This is a genomic window from Nostoc sp. DedQUE07, assembly GCF_034530975.2.
In the GTDB taxonomy this organism is placed as follows: domain Bacteria; phylum Cyanobacteriota; class Cyanobacteriia; order Cyanobacteriales; family Nostocaceae; genus Nostoc.
Map to the genome: position 1 here is coordinate 65,555 of NZ_JAVRCC020000024.1, position 23,130 is coordinate 88,684.

Here is a 23,130-nt window from a genome sequence, read left to right on the forward strand (position 1 = left end):
ATTTTCATAAATTATTTGCCAATGAAATTTTTTCTTTTAAAGAAATCTCACTCCAAATAATATTTATTGTTTTGCTGCCAATAATAATTGTCAAAGATTCACAGATGCTTGTGCGTAGGCGATTTGTCGCTAGATATCCCCACCAAATTGTCTGACTTGCGAAACTAACTGTAAATTTGTGTGGAATGTAACTGGTGTGACAGTTTATATCTCTAAACGGGGATTAAAGTATCCTTCTGTGGAAATTCTAAGTTACGTTATCCCCTGCACAACATTCTAATGAATGAGCAGCAATTCTGCAAAAGCACGCTTTTTTTGGCGTTGTTGCAGTCTGGGTTTTGCTTTGTGTAAATTCCAATAGAGGAAAAGTTTGGAAAATATTAATAATTTTTAGAAGAATAAAATCTGGGCGATGCTGAAAATGGCAGCGCTAAGGGTAGCACTCACAGGGATTGTAATTAGCCATGCGGCAGCAATACCTTTTAGTGTTTCAAACTTAATCGACTTGAGATTTTGCACTAGTCCAATACCAACTACACCGCCGACAAGAGCGTGGGAGGTGGAGACTGGTAAACCTAGCCGGGAAGCAATAAGTATAGTGGTAGCAGTTGCCAGTTCGGCACAAAAACCACTACTGGGTTGCAAGGCAATGATGTTTTCGCCAATGGTGGCAATAACTTTTTTTCCCCAGACAGCTAAACCACCAACAATACCAGCACCACCAAGAATTAAAATCCAAAGGGGGATAGTTATACCATCAGTAGGTACGCTACCAGTGCGATTGATGTAAACGATCGCAGCTAAAGGAGCGATCGCATTTCCCACATCATTAGAACCGTGAGCAAAGGCTACAAAGCAAGCACTTAGTAGTTGAAATCGCGCAAATAAGCGCTCAACTTGATTGGGCATGGGGCATGGGGCATTGGGCATGGGGGATTGGGTAGACTCTTGTGTTTGCGCTGTTGTTCGTTTGTCTCCCAATTGTCGCCAACTAATGATTGTGAGTCCAACTGCTGCGATTGCTCCCGTTAAAAGCGGGATGTCATGAGAAGGGATCGTAAAACCAGTTTGCTCAATTACAAAATTGGTTAGCGGTTCTGTGAGCGATGGTAAGACAATTACACCGAAGACACTTAGCAGCAGAGTACTCAACCAGGGAATCCATTCTTGTAACTGGACTACTTGATTGGGTCGATCTAAAATCCAGTGCTTGATTTGACTGTAAAATAAAGCGGCGATCGCACCACTAATTAACGGCGTTAAAATCCAGCCAATGGTAATTAAGCCAATTGATGACCAATCAATTGCATTTACTCCCAAAGCTACCCAACTAAATCCAGCGATCGCACCAACAACCGCATGAGAAGACGATACAGGTAAACCGCGTGATGTCGCAATTTGCAACCACACACCACACGATATTAATACCGTTACCATCCCAGTTACGAATATTTGGGGTGTAGCTGCGAATAAAGCGGGATTAGCAATTTTTGTTGCTAGAGTTTCCGTTACCTCATGTCCAAACAACACAGCACCCGTAAACTCTAATACCCCAGCAATTATTAGTGCTTGTTTGAGGGTGACAGCTTTGGAACCTACAGAGGTTCCCATCGCGTTAGCGACATCGTTTGCTCCGAGATTCCAGGCGACATAGAAAGCTAGTAGAGCGACGAAAAGTAGGGTAATAAGCATTTTGTTAGGGACAAGAGGAAAGTGAGAGAGATAAGGATGAAACTTGAGCTTTTAAGGGTGAACTTTAAACCTTTGAGCCTCATCGTCGAACCTTTGAGCTTCATCGTCGAGCCTTTGAGCCTCATCGTTAAACCTTTTAGCTTCATCGTCGAACCTTTGAGCTTCGTCGTTGAACCTTTTAGCCTCATCGTCGAACCTTTTAGCTTCATCGTCGAACCTTTGAGCTTCATCGTCGAACCTTTTAGCTCCATCGTCGAACCTTTGAGCCTCATCGTCGAACCTTTGAGCTTTAAAATTCTAGTTTTAACAAATTATGTGGGTTTAAGTCCCCCGCTTCTATCAAGCGGCAAGTTTTGCGGTGGGGTTAAAATCCCCATTGCAAAACTTACAGCAGAATTCAGAATTCAGAATTCAGGAGTCAGAAGTAAAACAGGCTTATACTTGGCTTTGAGACGCGAGCTTGTGTACCTCACTAACTTGAAATCTGCTGTAATTACGAATTACGAATTACGAATTATTTAACACTCTCCTATCTCTCTAATCTTCCTTTTACGGATAAATTAAGATTTTATAAGTATCCGGTGTGGGTGCGATCGCAACTTCCACGGCTGCTGATAAATCTTTTAATGGATAGCGATCGCTAATCAATGCTTTTACATCAATTCGTTGATTAAACACAATATCGGCTGATAAATTCTGAAGCCGGTAAGATGAACTGTAACTGCCGATCAAGTCAATTTCCCGACGGTAGAGGATATTTGGGTTAATGGGAATTTCCACTTCATCAGGAAATTCGGCGAAAAACAAGATTTTACCGCCTTTGCGAGTACTATCAAGTGCTTGAAAGAAAGCTTTTTCACTCGGAACCGCCAGCAGTGTAACATCAACGCCTAGTCCACCAGTTAAGGCAGAGATTTTGGCGGGTAAATCGGGATCGCGAGCATCAAAAGCCGCTTCTGCACCGACACTCAAGGCTTTTTCAATTCTAGAGGGTAGTAAATCAGTAGCGATCGCTTTTGCTCCGAAATACTTCACCAACATGATAAACATTAACCCAATTGGCCCAGCACCAGTAACTAATACAGTTTGTCCTGGGGCAATTTGAGCTTTTCTCACTGCCTTCAAACAGCAGTTAGTTGGTTCTACAAAACTCGCTTCTTCAAAACTGATGTTATCCGGGATGGGAATCAACCCACCATTTTCCACAATATGTCCAGGAACCTTGACATAATCGGCAAAACCACCACCACTAGCATTAAAGCCTGCGGTAGTGGAGATGTTCTTGTAAACATCGCACATAGAGAAATTATCATTTAGGCAGTAGGCGCAACGCATACAAGGGATGTGGTGCATCACTGCTACCCGTTGTCCAACTTGCCAACCTTTGACATTATTGCCTATTGCTGCGATCGTGCCGGCGGTTTCATGTCCAAAAATGCGCGGCGGTTCATAAAGTGGATAACGAATTTTTTTAATATCTGACTGACACAATCCCACAACCCGCACCTGTACCAGCACTTCATCTGGTTCCACGGTTGGAACTGGGATATCTTCGTAAGACAGTTGATTAACGCCTCTAAATACCTGTGCTTTCACGTTGGTTTTTCCCCGCTCAACGATACTAGATGTAACATTAGTGGTCAACGTTAAGCTATAGGACTTACGCAAAATATCTCTCAAACTCTGATTTCTCCGTGTCCTTCGTGCCTCTGTGGTTCGTTATTTTATAACTCTTGCGTAGTCACGTCGCTTGCTTCCCATTCACAGAGAGTCCCGTAGAGAAGGGGTACGCTCCGAATTCAAAATTCAATTCTTAGTCTTAGGCTTGGATGCAAGTATCTGAACCGATTTCCCATCTTGGAGAGCATCCGTAGGATTAGTAATTAACCTAACATTAGGGCTTAAACCAGAAACAACTTCAACTTCAGTACCATAATCTCGTCCAAGCTCTACTTTCTGGTACTTAACTTTCTTTTCTTTCGTCACAGTGGCTACTTGTATACCATCTGCATTAATCACTAAGGTATTAGCTGGTACTAATAAAGGTGGATTAGCACGTTCAGTCTTAAAAGTGACTTCAGCATACATCCCAGGACGCAATACATTCTCTAAATTCTGTACTTCAATTTCAGTTAAAAGAGTATTAGAAGTAGCATCCAAGACATCAGCAGTCCGAATAACTTTACCAGAAAAAGATTTTTTCGGTAACTCACGAACGCGAACAAGCGCATTTTGTCCAGGGTGAATTGATTGCACAAAAGCCTGGGGAACATTAATTCGGATACGTAAATTCTTTGTCTGAGCAATCTTAAATAACCAGGAATTTCCACTGTTATTATTGCTACCCGCAGAAATTAAAGCTCCTGAATCTATGTTGCGAGCAGTAATTACACCCGCAAAAGGGGCAACAATTTGTTTGAATGTTTGTAAAGCAGTTATCCGTTGTAAATCTGATTTAGTAACACTCCTACTTGCGATAAACGCATTAATGTTAGCCTTTTGGGAATTAATAGCTGCAAGAGCAGTATTTACACTTTCTTGGTCTGAATTAACGCGAGCAATTAAAGTATCTACATTAGCTCGACTTGCATTAAAAGCAGTTTGACGTTCATCGGCAGCTTGTGTAGTCACGGCTCCTTGCTTTTGAAGTAATTGCCAACGTTGCCAAGTTTGACGTGCTAGTTCTAGGTTAGTACGTGCTTCGGCTAATTCCGCCTGTCTAGCCTTTAAGTTAGCTTTTGTTTGAGAAAGATTACTTTGCTTTTGTGCTAAATCTGCCTGAACTTGAGCGAGATTAGCCTCAGACTTCGCCAATTCTGCACGAGCTTGCTGTACATCTTGGTCAGTTTCCGGGGCATCAATTATAGCTAGTAGCTGCCCCTTATTTACACGTTCGCCAATATCCACTAATTTTTTTTGTAAATAGCCACTGGTACGGGCATAAATCGTGGTTTCTTGGCTGGCTTGAATGCTGCTAGGTAGAACTAATTCGGTGAAATTAGCAGCAACTTTTGGTTGAACTACATTAACCGAAGAAGCTTTTTTTGTTGTAGATTTAGCGAAAGCATTTAATTCTGACTGCTTTTGTAAGCGAGGTATAATACCAAGTGCTAAAAGTCCAGTAACAACAAAAGTAGTCGTAGCAATAATGGTGATAAAATTGAAGCGACTTTTTTTAGTCGTTGCTGCGATATCAGAATTATCAACTTTGGTATTTTCTTGAGTATCCATACTATATAATTCTATTTGATTTGTTGATGAAATTCTTTAAGATCCCCGACTTATTAAAGAAGTCGGGGATCTAATTATTCCCGAATAATTTACCGATTGGCTACAGTTAATTTGATAGTAGAAGATAATTCTTCCTCTAACTCTAAATTTTGGGGTTGTTTTCTGCGTAAAATACTGTAAATTACAGGTACAAAAATTAAAGTTGCCACTGTTGCTGCTAATAATCCACCAATTACAGCACGTCCTAAAGGAGCATTTTGTTCACCACCTTCTCCTAAACCAAGAGACATTGGTAACATCCCCATAATCATGGCTCCAGCAGTCATTAATACTGGACGCAAACGGGTATAACCAGCAGCTAAAGCCGCAGAAACAGCTTTTTCTCCTATTAGACGTTGCTCATTAGCAAAGGTGACGAGCAAAATACTATTGGCAGTAGCAACCCCAATACTCATAATTGCACCCATCAAAGAAGGTACGCTAAAAGTCGTATTCGTTATAAATAGTATCCAGACAATTCCTGCTAAAGCATTTGGCAGTGCCATCATAATAATGAATGGATCGATCCAAGATTGAAAATTGACTACTATTAAGCAATAAACTAATCCAATGGCAAATATCAATCCTACTTCTAATCCTAGAAAAGATGAATTCATAGTTTCTACTTGACCTTTCACCATAATTGAAGTTCCCCGTGGTAACTTCTGCTGAAATTGCCTAACTATTTTATAAATATCGCTGGCTACACCACCTAAATCACGACCTTGAACATTGGCGTAAATATTAAATACAGGCTGTACGTTGTAATGATTAACAACAGCAGGAGCTTTCCCACGTTTAACAACAGCAAGATTGCTTAAAAGTTGTGACGAGTTAGAACCGTTCGCTACAGGAGTATTTTGAATTTTTTCTAGGGAGTTAAGTTTGTACTGAGGAACTTGTACTGCTATTAAATAACTGACTCCTTTGATAGGATCGAGCCAAAAATTGGGTGATGTTTGACCACTAGAACTTAATGATGTGAGTAGGTTATTGGCAACATCTCGTTGAGTTAAACCGCTACGTTGTGCTTGAGAACGATCTACATTAATACGTAGGTCTGGAGCATCAACGACTTGATGTAAATGAACATCAACTGCTCCCGGAATTTGAGCTATTTGGGTTTTGATTTGTTTGGCAATTTTGTAGTTATCCCGACGATTTTTAGCTGGGCCTATGATCTGAATATCAATAGGGGCTGGTAAACCAAAATTGAGAATTTGAGTTACTATATCCGCAGGTTGGAAAAAGAAGGTTAATTCAGGAAATTGGGCAGTTAATTTTTGGCGTAGTTGTCTAACATATTGCCAAGTTGAATGATGTTTACCTTCTTTAAGACCGACAAGAATTTCTCCATCACCAGGCCCTATAGTTGCTGTGTCGCTAAAAGCAAGGTTTACTCCACCTACAGGTAGACCAATATTGTCAAGAATAATTTCTAATTCTTCTTCAGGAATAACTTGGCGAATCTCATTTTCAACTTGAGTAAAAATCTGTTCTGTCTTTTCAAGTCGTGTTCCCGCAGGAGCGCGGACATGCAACCGAAACTGACCTGCATCTACTTGTGGGAAAAAGTCTTGACCGACAAAAGGTAGTAAAACTAAGGCGCTTACCCAAAAAGCACCAAACATCGCAAAAACTATACCCCGATGATTTAGAGCTTTGGCTAAAGTATTTCGATAGGTTTGGCGAAATTTCTCAAATTGGCGGTTAAACTGTTCATGAATTCGCCAGAAAATATCTTTTTTGGGAATGACATGACCATTACCGTTATTACCTAAATTTTCATGTTCAGTATAAAGATGTAGTTCCTTACCAAGGAGAAACTTTGCCAACATTGGTACTACTGTCCGCGACAGTAGATAAGAAGCAAGCATCGCAAAAACAACCGCCATTCCTAAAGGCATAAATAGCGATTGTGCTACTCCTGTTAAAAAGACAATTGGGATAAAAACAATACAGATTGCCAAGGTAGAAACGAAAGCCGGAACAGCTATTTGTTGTGCGCCATCTAAAATAGCTTCTTGCAGAGGTTTTCCTTGTGCCAAATTGCGGTGGATATTTTCAATTTCTACTGTGGCATCATCAACTAAAATTCCAACTGCTAGAGATAGACCTCCCAAGGTCATAATATTTAGAGTTTGTCCGATCAATCGCAGAGCAATGATAGAACAAAGAATTGATAAAGGGATAGAAATTGCCACAATTAAAGTGCTGCGCCAACTGCCTAAGAATAATAAAATCATGGCGGCAGTTAAACAAGCAGCAATCAATCCTTCGATTAATACTCCGTGGATGGAAGCTTTAACAAATATAGATTGATCGAATAAGATTTCTAAATCTAATTCTTTGGGTAATGTAGCTTGAATTTTTGGTAGCCTTTCTTTGACTCTAGCTACAACATCTAAAGTTGAAGCACTACCACTTTTGAGAATGGTTAATAAGCTAGAACGCCGACCATCTCGACGAACGATATTGTTTTGCACTGCAAAGCCATCATGGACTTGGGCAACATCACGTATATAAATTACAGTGCCGTTAATCTGTTTGATGGGTAAATTGTTTAACGCGTCTAAGACTTGGGGGCTACTATTGAGTCGAACACTGTACTCGCGATCGCCTAATTTGGCATTTCCCCCAGGTAAGATAAGATTTTGGGCGCTGATTGCGGTTGTGACATCTGTAGCTGAAAGACCTTTGGCAAATAGTGCCTGCGGGTCAATGTCTACCATAATCTGCCGAGGTTTGCCTCCATAAGGTAACGGTACAGACGCGCCTTGAACAGTCGCTAGCTGAGTCCGCAGAAAATTATTGCCATTATCGTAAAGTTCTTGCTCTGATAGTGATGTGCTGCTAACACTTAGCTGAAGAATAGGCACATTAGAGGCATTGTAGCGAATAATTAAAGGAGGTGTAATTCCTGGAGGTAAACCTCGAAGAATTGTTTGAGTGTTAGAAGTAAGTTGAGCTACTGCTGCTTCAATTTTTGCTCCTGGTTGGAAGAAAACTTTAATGACGCTAACACCATTGAGTGATTGTGATTCGATGTGTTCAATATCATTAACAGTGGTTGTAAAAGAGCGTTCGCTCGCTGTCACGATACGCTGTTCCATTTCTTCTGGTGAAACACCACCATAAGACCAAATTACACTGACAACAGGAATATTAATTTCTGGAAAAATGTCCGTTGCCATGCGCGTAATAGTAACTACTCCTAAAACAAAAATAAGTATGGAAGTAATTACAAAGGTGTAGGGGCGACGAAGAGCAAGTTTAACAATCCACATTATTTTTTAGTTTCAAGTCTTCTTTTTTCTTTAGTCTGTCAGTGCGATTTACATTAAAGGAAATTATTATTTAAATTTTAGTTATTCATTGCTAATTGCCAAATGAATACTTGCTGAATGCCTTTATTTGCAATCAGTTAGATTTAAAAGCACTAAAACTTATTAATCCGGTAAATCGATAGATTTACAGTATTTTATGTAAAATTATCTTTGCATACAGATGTGTAAAATGCAAGACCCTGTAACTTACCAAAACAAATATGTAATATTTCATACGTAATTGCGATAGTACATTTTAAATGTTTGTAGTAAGCACTTTAGTGTTTAGAAAAGTCCTCTTAAACTTGACAAAAGCTGATTTCTAGAGGTGAATTATAAACTCAGCTGATAAAAGTAGAGCCAAGGATCAACCGAAATCAGCTAGATAGCTAACCCTGGTGGAGGACTTGGTCATGGTTCATCAGACATACATAGCTGATGTCATAGTTGTTGGTGGAGGAACCGGAGGAACTGCGGCTGCTATTCAAGCGGCACGACGGGGAGCCAAAACCATTTTGGTGAGTGAATTTCCTTGGTTGGGAGGAATGCTAACTTCGTCTGGAGTGTCTGCACCCGATGGCAATGAATTAGAAGCCTTTCAAACAGGGTTATGGGGTGCGTTTTTGCAGGAATTGCGACAACGACAGCTTGGAGGATTAGATAACAGTTGGGTAAGCTTTTTCAGTTACGATCCCCGAATTGGAGCAGAGATTTTTGCAGATTGGGTGCAGGAATTGCCCAATTTGCATTGGATTTCTGGACAAGTACCTTTAGAGGTATTTCGACAAGGTGATTCTATAACTGGTGTCCGCTTTGCTGATTTTGCTATCACAGCCAAGATTATTCTTGATGGCACAGAATTAGGAGATTTATTAGCTTTAGCTGACATACCTTACCGTTGGGGTTGGGAATTGCAATCGGAGTGGGGAGAACCCAGCGCCCCAGTAACTTTTAACTCTTTAACCCAAAAATATCCTGTGCAAGCGCCCACTTATGTAGTGATTATGCAAGACTTTGGTAAAGCGATGTCTACGACGGGCTACGCCTACGCACCAGAGATTCCGGCTGCGCCTAACTATAATTCATCACAGTTTACAGGTGCTTGGGATGGCTATGGAGCAGAGACATTTTTAAATTATGGACGTTTGCCCGGTGGCCTGTTTATGATGAATTGGCCAATCTGTGGCAATGACTACGGCGAAGGGGTAGGGCGATTGATAGAGTCAGATGTATCCAGAGGTGAATTCATCCAAGAATCTCGCTGGCACAGCCAAAATTTTGCCCATTTTATCCAAAAACGGCTTGGTCATCGCTATGGTTTAGCCGAAAAAGTATTTCCTCACACTTCTACAGCTTTTGCACTACATCCCTATTACCGGGAAAGCCGCCGCTTAGTGGGGCTAACTACTGTCCGAGAACAGGATATTTTGCCGATCGCAAAAGGTAGAGTTGCATCTATATTTAATGATGCAATCGCAGTTGGTAATTACGCCAATGACCATCATTATCCTGGTGTTCAATTCCCACTGCAACCTAAATCCATCCGCTGGGGAGGGCGTTGGACTGGAACTCCTTTTACAATTCCTTACAGTTGTCTAATTCCAGCCACAACAGATGGTTTCTTGGTCTGTGAAAAGAATATTTCTGTCTCCCACATTGCCAATGGCGCTACTAGATTACAACCTGTGGTTATGGGCATTGGTCAAGCAGCAGGGATGGCGGCGGCGATATGTGTTGAATTAAACTGCCAGCCGAGGGATTTACCTATTAGAAAGCTGCAAACTGCTTTATTAGAAGATAATCGCTCAAAAGCGCTAATTATTCCTTTGTTTAATCTTCCCCCCAATCGTTCGGATTGGCGGCACTGGCAACTGTATTACTTAGATAACCCACAAGCCTATCCAGTTAGTGGCGATTGCCCTGAATCTGCTTTTGGCAAGCCATTAATTCAGGAAAGTAACTGTTTCAAAGGGATTTTTTACCGCTTGGAACAGCAGGAATATAGATTCACTGTCATAGCACCAGCCACATATCAAGGGCAAAACTGGCAGCTTGTGACTTTGCGATCGCATATTGACGAGCAATTACGCGCTTATCCCCACGAACAATTAGTTACATTGTGGGGTCGTTACAATCGCTCTGGTAATTGGTTATTAGTCGAACATTTAAACGGAGGATAAGAAGAGTTTATTTTCAGTAAAACAGAATACTTTTTGATGAATTGTCCGGATATTAATCAAAAAGCTAAGTATCAGTGAAGTGGAGAGTTCCAAAATAGACATTTGCTATGCGTGCTGCCATTTCACTTTTAGTCTCGAGTCTGGTGTTCGGCCCCTTAGCTTTTAACTGCCAAGCAATGGTCAATCACTTATCAACAGGGCTGCCTTCCACGCCTACTTCGGAACAGTGGCTCTCGGCGGCATCTGAACAAGCTTCAGATGATGCGCCACGTCATCGCGGTAGTGGGCGCAGAGAAGTGACACAAAAAGTCCGAACTATCTATGCTGTGGTTTAACTACTGTAAGGTAATGCCTCTTTTCTCAAAGGAACAGAATTACCAGAAAACAGGATGTTGGGCTAACGTCTTTTACACAGCTTTTCTGGCAAAGATATATACAGTTGACACACGAAAGTCTTCAGCGATCGCTTAGTATTTCAACTGCAAACTTTGTATATATAGTTGGTCTCAATCCTGCCGATCGAAAAGCAAATCAAATTAAGTGCTTGGATCGATAGCATTACCAACTCCTCAAAAGCTCTACAACTGTTGCTCATATTCGATGGAAAGCTTTGCATCTCAATCCTCAACGGCTCTAGAAATAGATGTTACTTAGGCTATGAGTTAATCTAAAGCACATCTAATTCAAACATTTTGCTTGTTGAACAAACAGCCTTAGGGCAACTTCACTTTATTTCCCAATAAATTTTCTTCTCATACATCCAGTAGCCGATTATCTACATAAGCAAGTAACCGATCTTTGCTCTGACATCTGTTTAGCGTCTTTTCCCGAAGCATAAAATCCCTTTCGTTTCATCTCTTGCTTATCTAGGTAGGCATTCACACAAGTAGTATAGGCTTATTACGCTTGCTAACAAATTTACTAATGTAAATCTACTTTTGTTCCTTAGTTTGTTCTCTTCGTAGATAGCTCCCGACAAAATAAATGTTAAGAAGGATCTGCCAGATCATCTTAGTCTTTTTAATTATTTTACACCCAAGGCCAGATGCAAAACTTTGCATCTGGTCTTTTTATATGAATTTTCCTTAAAGAAAAGGGAGTGGAGAGTGGGGAGCAGGGGAAAAGTTGCAGTAAGTTTTTCCCCTGTGCCCCTCTGCCCAATGCCTTTTTACACCGTTGTGTTCTTGCGGCTACTTTCTCTTCCCTGGATGCCGTTGAGGAACATTGGCACAAACTTCTCGATGAATGTCTGTGGATCTCGCTGCCAAGCCTTTTGTGCAGCCTGAATCCTAGTAAATTGCAACTCCGGCGCTAGCAAAGTCTGGGGTAAACGTTCCATCAAGTATTGGGGACGTTGCCAAAGCGGCATAGTATTTGCGACTTCCACCAGGTTGGCAACTCCCCGTAGTTCTGCACCCAAGGTGATATCCATTCCTGATTCAAAGGCCGCTTGTTCAATTGCAGTATATTTTCGCTTGGCTTGCTCTACCTTTTGCTGATGTTCTGGACTCTTACGCGCAAGTTCTCCTAGCCAACGATTACCCCAACGGACATGTCCTGCTTCCTCTGGGAGAATTTTTTCAAGAGTTTCCCGAATTTTGATGTTTTCTTCTGTCTGCGGTGCTTGTTTAAGCGCGTGAATGTGAGCAGAGAAATACTCACAACCCCGCTTTTCGGTAATGTTAATTGCGGCCAAGGCAGCAATCATGCCGTCCTCTAGGTTGTGTTTTGGATCGTAGGTGTCTTTGTCGAGCAGCCGATCGAATTCATCAATATAGGAAGTTCCGGGGGGAGTTCCTACATCGCTTCCCAAATCAATCAACAAGTCAGTTAGCCACATGGCATGACGAGCTTCATCTGAGACGTGATGAGACAAATCCCGGATCAGTTCCCGTGGCTGTCCATTCAGTTGTTCAATTACCTCAGTTAGGTCTTTGCAACTGCGTTGTTCGCTGTAACGGTAGCGATTGAGAGTAATTAGATGGATTTCGCGATCGCATACCACCCGTTTTAATATATCTCTGGCACTCAAAACATTCTGAAATTTACGCGGATAGGTAACTGCCATAGTTTATGTAAATTTTTGTAAATCTTTATTCGATCGTAACTTAATTTTTTGCAACTGCTGTATTCGTGTCGCTTCACCGAAAAAAAAATCAAAGTTACAAAAATTAATCACTTGAGTTGACCTTAAGTGTAGAAAAAAGTAACGAATAAATGTTCAGCCTTGGGTAAGGTGTGTTTTTTTAGGTTAGACCAATCTGAAGCTAGATGATTTTAGTTATCAAAAGTAGATTGGGAAGATTTTTCCGGCTTTTGGAAACAAATACTTGATATTGTCAGCAAAGGCAAATATAAACTTTTGCAAAAAGTAGCTTATGTTACAGAATTTTTGTTATATTAGTCTTGTAAGTAAAAAACCAAAAATTATATATTCACAAAATAGAGAGGACTATGGTTATGTCTATCGCAGATAAATCCCGTGCGTTAATGGTGCGCGAACATCAGCAAGTCAAGAATCGCCAACAATCTATGCTGATGCGGGCTGCACAAGAACTTGGTCTTCCTGAAGAAGCATCCCACTACTGGAACCCGATTCAAGGGAAGGTTGATGCTAACACTCGGATGATTTATGGGCCGAGTCATGCTTCCATGAGCTAAGTTTTAAGGTTGATTTTTTGAGTGAATATCTCAACCGACAACTCTAAAAAAAGCCACCCTTTACTCTAGGGTGGCAAAACTTACTTATTACTTTTTAGTTAGATACGACTCTTAATTAAGCATCGTAATAGAGGTAAAACTCGTAAGGATGAGGACGCAGCTGCAACTGTTTGACTTCGTTACCTAGTTTGTAGTCAATCCAATTTTCGATAAAGTCTTCCGTGAAGACGCCTGATTCGGTCAAAAAGGCGTGATCTTTTTCTAGTGCTTGCAGAGCCAACTCTAAAGAACCTGGAGTTGAAGGAACCTTTGCCAGTTCTTCTGGAGAGAGTTCATAGATATTCTTATCTAAGGGTTCACCAGGATGGATTTTGTTCTTGATGCCATCGAGACCAGCACAAAGCATTGCAGCAAATGCCAAATAGGGGTTAGAAGTAGCATCTGGACAACGGAATTCCAAACGTTTGGCTTTGGGGTTAGTACCAGATAAAGGAATACGGATAGAAGCAGAACGGTTCCCTTGGGAGTAAGCCAAGTTCACAGGAGCTTCATAACCAGGTACTAGGCGCTTGTATGAGTTGGTGCTAGGGTTGGTGATTGCCAACAGCGCTGGGGCGTGTTTGAGAAGACCACCAATGTAGTACAACCCCATATCGCTCAAACCAGCATACTTATCACCTGCAAACAGAGGTTGGCCGTCTTTCCAAATGGACTGGTGACAGTGCATTCCCGAACCGTTATCGCCAAAAATTGGTTTTGGCATAAAGGTAACGGTTTTGCCGTATTTCTTGGCAACGTTCTTGATGACATATTTGTAAATCATCAACCAGTCAGCCGCTTCGATCAACTTACCAAAACGGAAACCTAGTTCGCACTGACCACCAGTAGCAACTTCGTGGTGATGCTTTTCAATGGGTACACCTAATTGTGCCATCGTCAACAGCATCTCTGTACGGATATCTTGGAAAGAATCCGTCGGTGAAACTGGGAAGTAACCTTCTTTGAAGCGTGGTTTGTAACCCAAGTTGGGTTTGTTATCTGTACCAGCTTTACCGGAATTCCAAGCACCTTCTTCGGACTCTAAGAAGTAGTAGCCTTCGTTGGCGGTTTGGGCAAATCTAGCACTGTCAAAGATGAAAAACTCAGCTTCAGGGCCAAAGAAGGCTGTGTCGCCAAGACCAGTGGAAACCAGGTAATCTATTGCTTTTTGGGCAATAACGCGTGGGCAACGATTGTACCATTCACCCGTGCGGGGTTCTTTAATACTACAAATTATACTTAGCGTTGGGACTTCCATGAATGGGTCTATCCAAGCAGTGTTGGGGTCGAGTACCATCGTCATGTCCGATTCGTTGATCGCTTTCCAACCCCGGATGCTGGAACCGTCAAACGGTACGCCATCAGTGAATGCAGTCTCATCGATTTGGTTTTGGTACAGTGTGAGGTGCTGCCAAGTCCCTACTGTATCGATGAATTTGAGATCGATCAGCTGAATTTTTTGGTCTTGGATCAATTTCAAGACTTCTTGTGGTGTTGTCATTGTTACTCCTTCTCTACCAATTTCCTAAAGTAAACCAAAATCTTACATTGCATCCTAACCCTACCGATCTCAATCAGGCCGTGACACACCAGAAATATCTTAAATACTAGACATTAGCTGATTTTGTAGCTTGTGCTACAGATATCTGGATTATCAGGTTATATTAACCTTTCGGCGATCATCTGTACAAAACTGGAAAGTTCATCATATAGGGTCAACTTTGACATAAAATCCTTATGTAGTGGATAGATTGTTTTTGTGCCGAATCTATTTTTAATAGCACAAAAATTTACTGGTGCATAAGTGCAGCCAAATAAATATCAAACCATAAATAGCAATGATTGGGAGAAGAAGGAATGCGCGATGCAGTAACAAGTTTAATTAAGAATTATGACTTAGCTGGTCGTTATTTTGACCGGAATGCGATCGATAGCCTAAAGTCTTACTTTGATAGTGGTACAGCAAGAGTACAAGCGGCGGCGGCAATCAATTCTAATGCGGCTGGACTTGTCAAGCAAGCTGGTTTACAGTTATTTGAAGAACTGCCAGAATTGATTCGCCCTGGTGGAAATGCTTATACAACTCGTCGTTATGCAGCTTGTCTGCGCGATATGGACTACTATCTGCGCTACGCCACTTATGCGCTGGTTGCTGGGAATACCAATGTGTTGGATGAACGAGTGCTGCAAGGGCTGCGGGAAACTTACAATTCTTTAGGAGTACCTATTGGCCCTACGGTTCGCGGTATCCAGATTCTCAAGGAGCTAATTAAGGAGCAAGTAGCAGCAGCAGGTGTGGTTAATAGTGCTTTTGTAGATGAACCATTCGATCACATTACACGTGAGTTGAGCGAGATAGATATTTAGATTTTAGGTGGGCAAGGTGTCTGCCCCGACATAAACTTAAATAGCGATCGCACTTTGGTTTAATGGAGCGATCGCTTTTTTGTGAACTCTAGACGTTGAGAAGGGCTTTATTCAAGATTTTGCCTGCAAAGGGCAAAATCATAACCAGCAATTCCCAAGCGGGTTTACGAAGGTATATTTTCCGAACGCTTTGGTCAGCTAATTCTTAATAGTATAAGAATAAACCTAATTGTCTTTGACGAGCAACTAGAAAGGATTATCAGATGGATAAGCTAACTCGGTATCGTGAAATTATTCGTCAGTTGATATTTGACTATGCTAGTCACAAGCCTGCTAACGGTCAAATAGACACAGAAGCAGTCATTGACTCGGAGCGAAACGACTACGAAGTGTTACACATTGGCTGGGATGGAGTGCGCCGCGTACATGGTTCGGTGGTACATATAGATATTATTAATGATAAAGTGTGGATTCAATATGATCGTACTTCTGAGCCAGTTGCAGAGGCATTATTAGAAGCGGGTATTTTGCGCGAAGATATTGTCTTGGGTTTCCATCCTGCTGAACTACGGCAATACACCGATTTTGCTGTATCTTAATTATCTGAATATTGTGTATTTGCAAAGAATAATACATTTAAGTAGCGATCGCTTATAGATGAAACGCATTAGCCTATCTTATCTAAACTGGAACCTCTATAAGCCACAATAGAAGTTGCCGATGTTTGAGGCGCTGATGATGGAAGAATTATTAACTCTGAAAGACTTGCTTGTTAAAGGCGATGTTCAAGGAGCATTGATTATAGTTGAAGAATTAGAGGAAATGAGCCGAAATGACATAATCAAAACGATTCGTAGCTATGCAGTGATTTTGCTGTTGCTTCTGATTAAACAACAAGCGGAAAATCGCACGACTCGTTCTTGGGAAGTCTCAATTCGGAATTCAATTCGGGAAATTCAACGAGAAAATAAGCGGCGCAAAGCTGGGGGCTATTATCTTACGCCAGAGGAATTGTTAGAAATTTTAGCAGAAGCCTATTTAAATGCCATCGATCGGGCTTCTCTAGAAGTAGAAGAAGGTCGTTATGAAACCCAAGAATTAGAAAAGCTGGTTAACCAAGAAGAAATTATTAATCGTGCTTTGGCTTTAATCTTACCAGGAGAGTCTAGTTAATTGGCTAAACAGCGACTCGACACACTATTAGTAGAGCTAAATTTATGTTCTTCTCGCGCCTTAGCACAACGGTTAATTCAGGCGGGGGAAGTTACTGTTAATCAGCAGTTAGTTGATAAACCTGGTACTGAAGTTGATATTTCGGCTCAAATAAATATTAAAAAGCGATCGCCTTTTGTTTCTAGAGGCGGTGAAAAACTCTCCAAAGCTTTATCAGTATTTGCCATTCCCGTAGTAGAGCGCATTTGTTTAGATGGTGGGATTTCTACTGGTGGTTTTACTGATTGTCTCTTGCAAGCTGGAGCAAAACAAGTTTACGGTATTGATGTTGGTTACGGACAAGTTGACTGGCGGTTGCGAAATGATTCGCGGGTGATTTTACGGGAACGCACCAATTTACGGCAACTACGACCAGATGAGTTATATGGTGAAAATGACCCGATTCCTGATTTGGCGGTGGTTGATGTATCGTTTATTTCTTTAACTAAGATTCTGCCTGCTTTGTGGCAACTAACTCAAGCTAACCGAGAAGCTGTATTGTTAGTCAAGCCACAGTTTGAAGTCGGCAGATCCCGTGTGGGTAAAAAAGGTGTTGTACGCGATCCAAACGACCAAGCTGATGCCATTTTCCAGGTTTTGCAAGCTGCCCACGAATTAGGATGGAAATACAAAGGCTTAACTTGGTCGCCGATCGTTGGCCCGGCTGGGAATATCGAATATCTTTTGTGGTTGGCAATAGAAAGTGAAACACCACCAGTTGATTTAGAAGCAATTAAGCAAATAACGCAATCAGCAACAACTGATTTACGCAAGAGTTAAAAAAGAATGCAGAATTCAGAATCAATTAGTCAGGGACTTAAACCGATATGTTCAGCGTTCGACTGAGCGCTCACGCCGAAGTCTGCACTCTGACTCCAATTCATACTGAATTCTGATTCCTGACTCCTGAATTCTTTCTTATTAAAGGTCGTAGATTAGACATTCTACGGAATCTGGATGGCGATCGCAGTAATTTTCCAAAGAGGTTTTTTTGGATTTTGCTTGATGTTGGTGAGATTTTTCAGCCTGCAATTCTTCTACAATGTCCCACGCTACAGCACAACCAGCAGAATTACTGCCATCTAGATCGCAAGTTGTCCGAGCTTCAGTAATGGCATTAGTAATGGCTTCTTCAAGAGTTGCCGCCCCAGCAATTTCAATTTTTAGGGTAGTTGTCATGATACTTTCACCTTTAATTTACAGACAGAGTTATTAACTGCGAGCTTTTAATGACCTCAGTCAGCTCACATTTCTAGTTTAGATAGGCTTCCCACAATAAGTAGTGGTAAACACCGCCATCTTTTTCGCAAAATTGAGTGGGATTACCCTCTTGTCATCTTTAAATTCAAAAAGGTATGGGAATTCTACTAGTTGCGATCGCAAGCAGAGGTGGTCATGTTCTCAATCTTGCATCCCAAATTGAGAATGTCGGTTAATTGTCAGAAGACTTTGATAGAAGTTGATAAACGCTTATAAACGGTAACAAAAAGATAGCAGTTTTTAATTATTCTCAATACTTTATGTTTAATTCTTGTCGCAAACGATACAGAATTGTATTTTGGTCAACTTGAGAGAGAATTTCTTGAATGACGCTGCTAGCGCCTAATTGTCCCCAAGTGCAGCCTTTTTCGAGATAGATTTGGGCAGCTTTGCCAACAGAATATGCGCCATAACCTGCGATACCAGCTTGAGCGATCGCACTGCCAGCAAAAGCAGTAATATTGCTGGGATTGTCACCACTAGCGATCGCAGCCGTACTTTTATTTAAACCCAAAAGAAAACTACTACCTAGTTCTCCAAGTAGCAAGCCGCCAGAACTAAATAAAATCGTTTTTAAAATTTTCCCGGCTTCATAGCTAGTCATCGGCAAACCATACAATCTAGCGAGAGCGCGAATTAAAGCTAAATCAGCAACAGTTCCGCCAAGGATATCTAAGAAGGCGATGGGATTGAGCATTACTGCCAAAGCTTTGTATTTGGTAAATTGCCAAATAATTTCTTCAGCTTCCTTTTCGCGTAAATCGATGGTTTTTTGAGCGATCGCGGCTTCTGCATCCCGTGCTTGGATCAGTGCATTTAAAGCCAGAAGCGATCGCCCTTCCCGATTCAGAATATTCAGAATTATCTCTTTGAGTTCGTCTACTTGCGGTGGTGGTGTCTCCCATTCATAAGTGACACGCCCATCAGGCCATTCTACCCGCACTTCTATTGGCGCTGGTTCCGCTGCCACCATCACAATTTCATCAGGTAGTAGAGGTTTCGCTTCTGGATGCCCTGCACCCAATTGTTGTAAATTTTGGTAAATTGCTCCTTTGTCTGTATCTGGGTAAAGGTCTATTTTGTTAAACACTAAAATCAGGGGTTTTTGCGATCGCCTTAATTGCAGCAGCGCTTGATATTCAGTGCGTGTGATATCACCAGACACGACAAATAAAATCAAATCCGCTTGATGTACTACTTCTCGTGCCATATCCGCCCGTGACTCCCCCTCAATTTCATCTAATCCAGGGGTATCAATTAACTCTACTAGTACCTTATCGCTGGGCTGCCACCGCACGGAACGGGGCCATTGGGTGACACCATTCAGAGGCCCAGTTTGCAAAATCTTGTCTCCCAACAAGGCATTTAAAACTGCTGACTTTCCCCGACTCACCAAACCAAAGACAGCAATTCTAATGACGTTTGAATCTAGCTTGTTGAGTGTGGCTCTCAAAGCTTCTAATTCTGGTTTCATCAAACCTGCTAATTCTGGGTTAGATGATAACTGTCCTGACTTGCGAAGATATCCATACCAAGAAAGCCCTTGTCTGAGACTGGCGCGGGCACGATTTAAGTGAGTTTCTTGCAGATTACGATAAACCGACATAATATCAACGCTTCAGCCTTCACTCTCTCTAAAATGCTCATCCAATGCTCAAAACACTTACTTTCAGCATTCGATTGTGAATAATAGGTATGAATTCGTACTCATTAACCATACTCAATCAATGCTCACTTTTTCAACCCCATTATCAGGGAAAGGAAAAGTTAAACATACTTCTCTATCTTATATCCCTAAGCTCTTGTACTAATAATCTATATATGGGACATAAAAAGTCTCTAAGTTTATGAGGTCGGAGATTAGGTATTTTATAAAGTCTTAAAAAACATGTGACTAATAGATAGCTGTAAAGAGAGACTAACGCCAAAATCTACACTGAGATCGAAGGTGCATTGGCTCCGACTTTATTCAGTTTTAGTCGGCTTTGAAATTTTCTTATGTAACTCTCTTCTCTACAAGAGGCTGCCGCAACATCACGTTACGCCTAGCTTGCTTCCCTGTAAGGGTGCAATTTTCAAATTTTAATTTTGAATTGTTAATCTGGGTATCCTAAGAAAGACAAGGTTAAATGATATAGATGAAGGAACAAAATTTATAACTTATCTATGAGTAGAGAAAAAACTATAATTTCTACTACAAAAACTGATTGAATAATTAGCCAACTCATTCTATAAAAAGAAGAGTGCTGAGTGCGGTCAATCATGAAGGTAAAAGCTCGTTTACACCCTTATACCAATTTTGCGATGCTTGCGGTAAATGCTCGCCTACGCAGATGGTGAGAACTTTGATTGAGCAAGTTTTCCCATAAGTGCAGCCTGAAATTCTGGACTTATAGGAGCAGTCTTTTTCAGACTAAGACATAAATATTAATTATATGAGAAATTTGAGGAACAGCCATGCAAGGAAATGAGCGGGAAAAAATACGCCATCTGTTGGTCATCCAAGACCTAGAAGGGCGGCGAACTGTCCCTTTACGAGAGACTACTTATTCTCTGGGGCGGCATCCTGCAAACACTATTGTCTTGGCTTCCCGCTCGGTATCAATGCAACATGCAATTTTATTGCGAGTCACTGTTCCAGAAACTGACCAATACGGCTTTCAGATTATTGATGGTAACTATAAGGGGAAAGGAAGCACTAATGGGTTATTTGTAAATGGCACTAAATGCTTTTCTCATAATCTTAGGCATGGAGATATCATCGCTTTTGGCAGTAATAAAGCTCAGGCTAAATATTATGCTATTTCCAACATTTCCGAACAAGCATTTTCTGAATCTTTTGATGTTGAAGACTTATCTGGTTTTTTATCAGAGCAAGCCAGTCCTGCCAATCCTTTTCAAACCTTAGCCATCGATCCCAGCTTTGAAGCAGCTAGTGAGTCTGCTCTAGCTCGCCTAGCATCCTTCCCTGAACTCATCCCCAATTCAATTATTGAGATGGATTTCGAGGGAAGAATTACGTATCTCAATCCAGCCGCAGCGATCAAGTTTCCCAATCTTAGGGAAGTTGGGACAGAACACCCAATTTTAACGGGACTGTTGATTGGAGCTAAAAATCTAGAAAACAATTCTTTTGTGCGCGAGGTGGAAGTAGGTACAGAAGTTTTTGAACAATCCGTACTTTATCTTCCAGAAAGTGATTTAATTAGAACTTTTATTATTAGAGATATTACAGAGCAAAAGCAAGCTACAGCCGAACTACGCCAGCGCGATCGCTTGCTACAAGCAGTTGCAGAAGCTGCTAATTATTTGCTAGGAGAAATGAATTACGAAACTGGTATCGATCTAGCTCTAGCGGTAGTGGGTGAAGCTGCTAAGGCAGATCGTGCCTATCTCTTTCAAAACCATCTCCATCCTATTACAGAGGAAATGGCAGTCAGCCTACGCTTTGAATGGACACAATCTGGGATTAAATCTACCCTCCACGATTGGCAGAATCAGTTTTATCAAGCTCCTGAATTAGCCCGTTGGTACACAGTTCTCTCTAGCGGCCAGTCGATTAGCGGCATCACTCAAAAATTTCCTGTCGCCGAACAAGAATTCCTGATTCGAGATGGCATTAAATCCCTTCTCTTGGTACCTCTTCGCTTGGATAATCATTTCTGGGGGTATCTTGGCTTGGCAGACTGCACCTTTGAACGTCATTGGTCAAAGCATGAAGAATCTACTCTTTTGACCATGGCCGCCAGTATCATTGGTGCGCGGCAGCGTCAGCAAGTAGAAGAAAAGATTCGCCATCAAGCCCTCCATGACTTGCTGACAGGGTTGCCAAATCGTCTACTATTTAACGAATTGCTCAGTAAAACTCTGCCCAACGCCACTCGAAATGGCGAAAGTTTAGCTGTGATTTTCCTCGATTTGGATCGCTTCAAGGTGATTAATGATACTCTGGGTCACACTCTGGGAGACCAATTGTTACAAAGCGTCTCTCAAAGATTAAAAAACTCACTCAGAGATGGAGACACTGTAGCCCGTTGGGGAGGCGATGAATTTACTATTTTACTTCCACGAATCAATGATATTGAAGAGGTAACTTTGGTGGCGCAGAGAATCTTACAAGCCTTAGAGGATGCTTTTCATCTCCAAGAGCATGAACTTTATGTAACTGCTAGCCTCGGTATTGCCTTACTCGATCGCAACAGCCCTGACACCGAAACACTAATCCAGCACGCAGATGCTGCTCTGTACTACGCCAAGGACAAAGGGCGGAATAACTACCAATTTTACAGTGTTTCTCTAAGTGCTAAAAATCCTGAACTCCTGACTTTAGAAAAGAGCTTGCGCTATGCCCTAGAACGCAATGAATTTAAGCTTTACTATCAGCCTCGTGTGAACATCGCCACAGGAGAAATTACTAGTATGGAGGCTCTGTTGCGTTGGCAGCACCCAGAGATGGGATTGGTCGCCCCCAGTGTATTCATTCCCTTAGTCGAAGAAAGTGGATTAATTGTCCCCATCGGCGAATGGACTCTACAGACGGCCTGTAGCCAAAATAAAGCATGGCAAGATGCTGGATTGCCACCGATTAAGATCGCTGTTAATCTTTCTCTGAAGCAGTTCCGCCAACCCAAATTGGTAGAGACTATAGCTAAGGTTTTAGAACAAACGGGTCTGGAGCCGCGTTTTTTAGAATTAGAAATTATGGAAACCACAGCAATTGAGGACTTGGGTTTTACCAGAAGGGTGTTAGAGGAGCTACAGCAGATGGGTGTTTATATCTCCATCGATGACTTTGGTACAGGTCATTCTTCGCTCTCGCGCCTACAGCTTTTGCCACTCCACAATCTGAAAATAGATAAATCTTTTATTCAATATTTGACGCAGGATGCCAAAGTAGCTCATATTATCCAGGCCATAGTTACCTTGGGACACAGTTTGGGATTAAAGTTAACAGCCGAAGGGGTAGAAAAGGAAGAGGAATTGGAGTTTTTGAAATCTATCAACTGCGAGGAGGTACAGGGCTTTTTATTCTACCGCCCACTTTCTGAACAGAAAGCAACAGAAGTCCTCGAAAGTAAACGACCAACGATCTAGTACAAAGGAAAACTCTTTGTACCAGTGAG

18 protein-coding genes are annotated in these 23,130 nt (G+C 41.5%); 10 read left to right on the plus strand and 8 right to left on the minus strand.

The genetic code is table 11. The features are described 5' to 3' along the window. Positions 1–390: 390 nt before the first annotated feature. Positions 391–1,692: an inorganic phosphate transporter gene (locus tag RMZ95_RS18920; RefSeq protein WP_322684319.1), complete on the minus strand. Its 1,302-nt coding sequence runs from the start codon at positions 1,690–1,692 to the stop codon at positions 391–393. Positions 1,693–1,728: 36 nt separating this feature from the next. Here RMZ95_RS18920 and RMZ95_RS18925 point away from each other — a divergent pair, with 36 nt between their 5' ends. Further along, complete coding sequence (locus RMZ95_RS18925) at positions 1,729–2,214, plus strand: hypothetical protein (protein ID WP_322684318.1); 486 nt, start codon at positions 1,729–1,731, stop codon at positions 2,212–2,214. 27 nt (positions 2,215–2,241) lie between these two features. Here the strand turns inward: RMZ95_RS18925 and RMZ95_RS18930 are convergent, their stop codons facing one another. The 3 genes from RMZ95_RS18930 to RMZ95_RS18940 form a co-directional block, all read right to left on the minus strand. Continuing rightward, positions 2,242–3,288: a zinc-dependent dehydrogenase gene (locus RMZ95_RS18930; RefSeq protein WP_322684325.1), complete on the minus strand. Its 1,047-nt coding sequence runs from the start codon at positions 3,286–3,288 to the stop codon at positions 2,242–2,244. 210 nt (positions 3,289–3,498) lie between these two features. Further along, complete coding sequence (locus RMZ95_RS18935) at positions 3,499–4,923, minus strand: efflux RND transporter periplasmic adaptor subunit (protein ID WP_322684317.1); 1,425 nt, start codon at positions 4,921–4,923, stop codon at positions 3,499–3,501. An 89-nt stretch (positions 4,924–5,012) separates the two neighbouring features. Next, entirely contained in the window at positions 5,013–8,249 is a 3,237-nt protein-coding gene (locus RMZ95_RS18940; protein ID WP_322684316.1) for an efflux RND transporter permease subunit, read from the minus strand. 452 nt (positions 8,250–8,701) lie between these two features. Here RMZ95_RS18940 and RMZ95_RS18945 point away from each other — a divergent pair, with 452 nt between their 5' ends. Both RMZ95_RS18945 and patX read left to right on the plus strand, forming a co-directional pair. Then, positions 8,702–10,468, plus strand: a complete 1,767-nt coding sequence (locus RMZ95_RS18945) for an FAD-dependent oxidoreductase (RefSeq protein WP_322684315.1) — start codon at positions 8,702–8,704, stop codon at positions 10,466–10,468. Positions 10,469–10,575: 107 nt separating this feature from the next. Continuing rightward, complete coding sequence (gene patX / locus RMZ95_RS18950) at positions 10,576–10,803, plus strand: heterocyst-inhibiting protein PatX (RefSeq protein ID WP_322674719.1); 228 nt, start codon at positions 10,576–10,578, stop codon at positions 10,801–10,803. A gap of 833 nt (positions 10,804–11,636) precedes the next feature. Here the strand turns inward: patX and RMZ95_RS18955 are convergent. Further along, entirely contained in the window at positions 11,637–12,536 is a 900-nt protein-coding gene (locus RMZ95_RS18955; protein ID WP_322674718.1) for a ferritin-like domain-containing protein, read from the minus strand. A gap of 392 nt (positions 12,537–12,928) precedes the next feature. On the opposite strand from RMZ95_RS18955, the gene RMZ95_RS18960 reads away from it, so the two are divergent. Continuing rightward, on the plus strand, positions 12,929–13,129 hold the full coding sequence (locus RMZ95_RS18960) for a hypothetical protein (protein WP_100899525.1): 201 nt from the start codon (positions 12,929–12,931) through the stop codon (positions 13,127–13,129). A 115-nt stretch (positions 13,130–13,244) separates the two neighbouring features. Here RMZ95_RS18960 and glnA read toward each other — a convergent pair whose 3' ends face one another. Next, positions 13,245–14,669 (minus strand): type I glutamate--ammonia ligase, encoded by a 1,425-nt coding sequence (gene glnA / locus RMZ95_RS18965; RefSeq protein ID WP_322684314.1) that lies wholly within the window; start codon positions 14,667–14,669, stop codon positions 13,245–13,247. A gap of 356 nt (positions 14,670–15,025) precedes the next feature. On the opposite strand from glnA, the gene apcB reads away from it, so the two are divergent. From apcB to RMZ95_RS18990, 5 genes are all read left to right on the plus strand, one after another. After that, positions 15,026–15,535 (plus strand): allophycocyanin subunit beta, encoded by a 510-nt coding sequence (gene apcB, locus RMZ95_RS18970; protein ID WP_322674716.1) that lies wholly within the window; start codon positions 15,026–15,028, stop codon positions 15,533–15,535. A 150-nt stretch (positions 15,536–15,685) separates the two neighbouring features. Further along, positions 15,686–15,811 carry a hypothetical protein gene (locus RMZ95_RS18975; RefSeq protein ID WP_409883186.1) on the plus strand — a complete coding sequence of 42 codons (126 nt, stop codon included), beginning with the start codon at positions 15,686–15,688 and terminating at the stop codon, positions 15,809–15,811. Further along, complete coding sequence (locus tag RMZ95_RS18980; RefSeq protein WP_322684313.1) at positions 15,799–16,134, plus strand: XisI protein; 336 nt, start codon at positions 15,799–15,801, stop codon at positions 16,132–16,134. Before RMZ95_RS18975 ends, RMZ95_RS18980 begins: the two co-directional genes overlap by 13 nt. Before the next feature lie 139 nt (positions 16,135–16,273). Then, a complete protein-coding gene (locus RMZ95_RS18985; protein WP_322684324.1) occupies positions 16,274–16,708 on the plus strand; it encodes a DUF29 family protein in 435 nt (144 codons plus the stop codon). Beyond that, the gene (locus RMZ95_RS18990; RefSeq protein WP_322684312.1) at positions 16,709–17,527 is read left to right on the plus strand and encodes a TlyA family RNA methyltransferase; all 819 of its coding nucleotides are present in this window, start codon (positions 16,709–16,711) and stop codon (positions 17,525–17,527) included. It begins immediately after the preceding gene. A gap of 141 nt (positions 17,528–17,668) precedes the next feature. On the opposite strand, the gene RMZ95_RS18995 is transcribed toward RMZ95_RS18990, so the two are convergent. Further along, entirely contained in the window at positions 17,669–17,926 is a 258-nt protein-coding gene (locus tag RMZ95_RS18995) for a Calvin cycle protein CP12 (protein ID WP_322674713.1), read from the minus strand. A 331-nt stretch (positions 17,927–18,257) separates the two neighbouring features. Next, positions 18,258–19,613 (minus strand): GTP-binding protein, encoded by a 1,356-nt coding sequence (locus RMZ95_RS19000; RefSeq protein WP_322684311.1) that lies wholly within the window; start codon positions 19,611–19,613, stop codon positions 18,258–18,260. Positions 19,614–20,464: 851 nt separating this feature from the next. On the opposite strand from RMZ95_RS19000, the gene RMZ95_RS19005 reads away from it, so the two are divergent. Next, positions 20,465–23,101 (plus strand): EAL domain-containing protein, encoded by a 2,637-nt coding sequence (locus RMZ95_RS19005; protein ID WP_322684310.1) that lies wholly within the window; start codon positions 20,465–20,467, stop codon positions 23,099–23,101. The last annotated feature ends 29 nt before the right edge of the window (positions 23,102–23,130 follow it).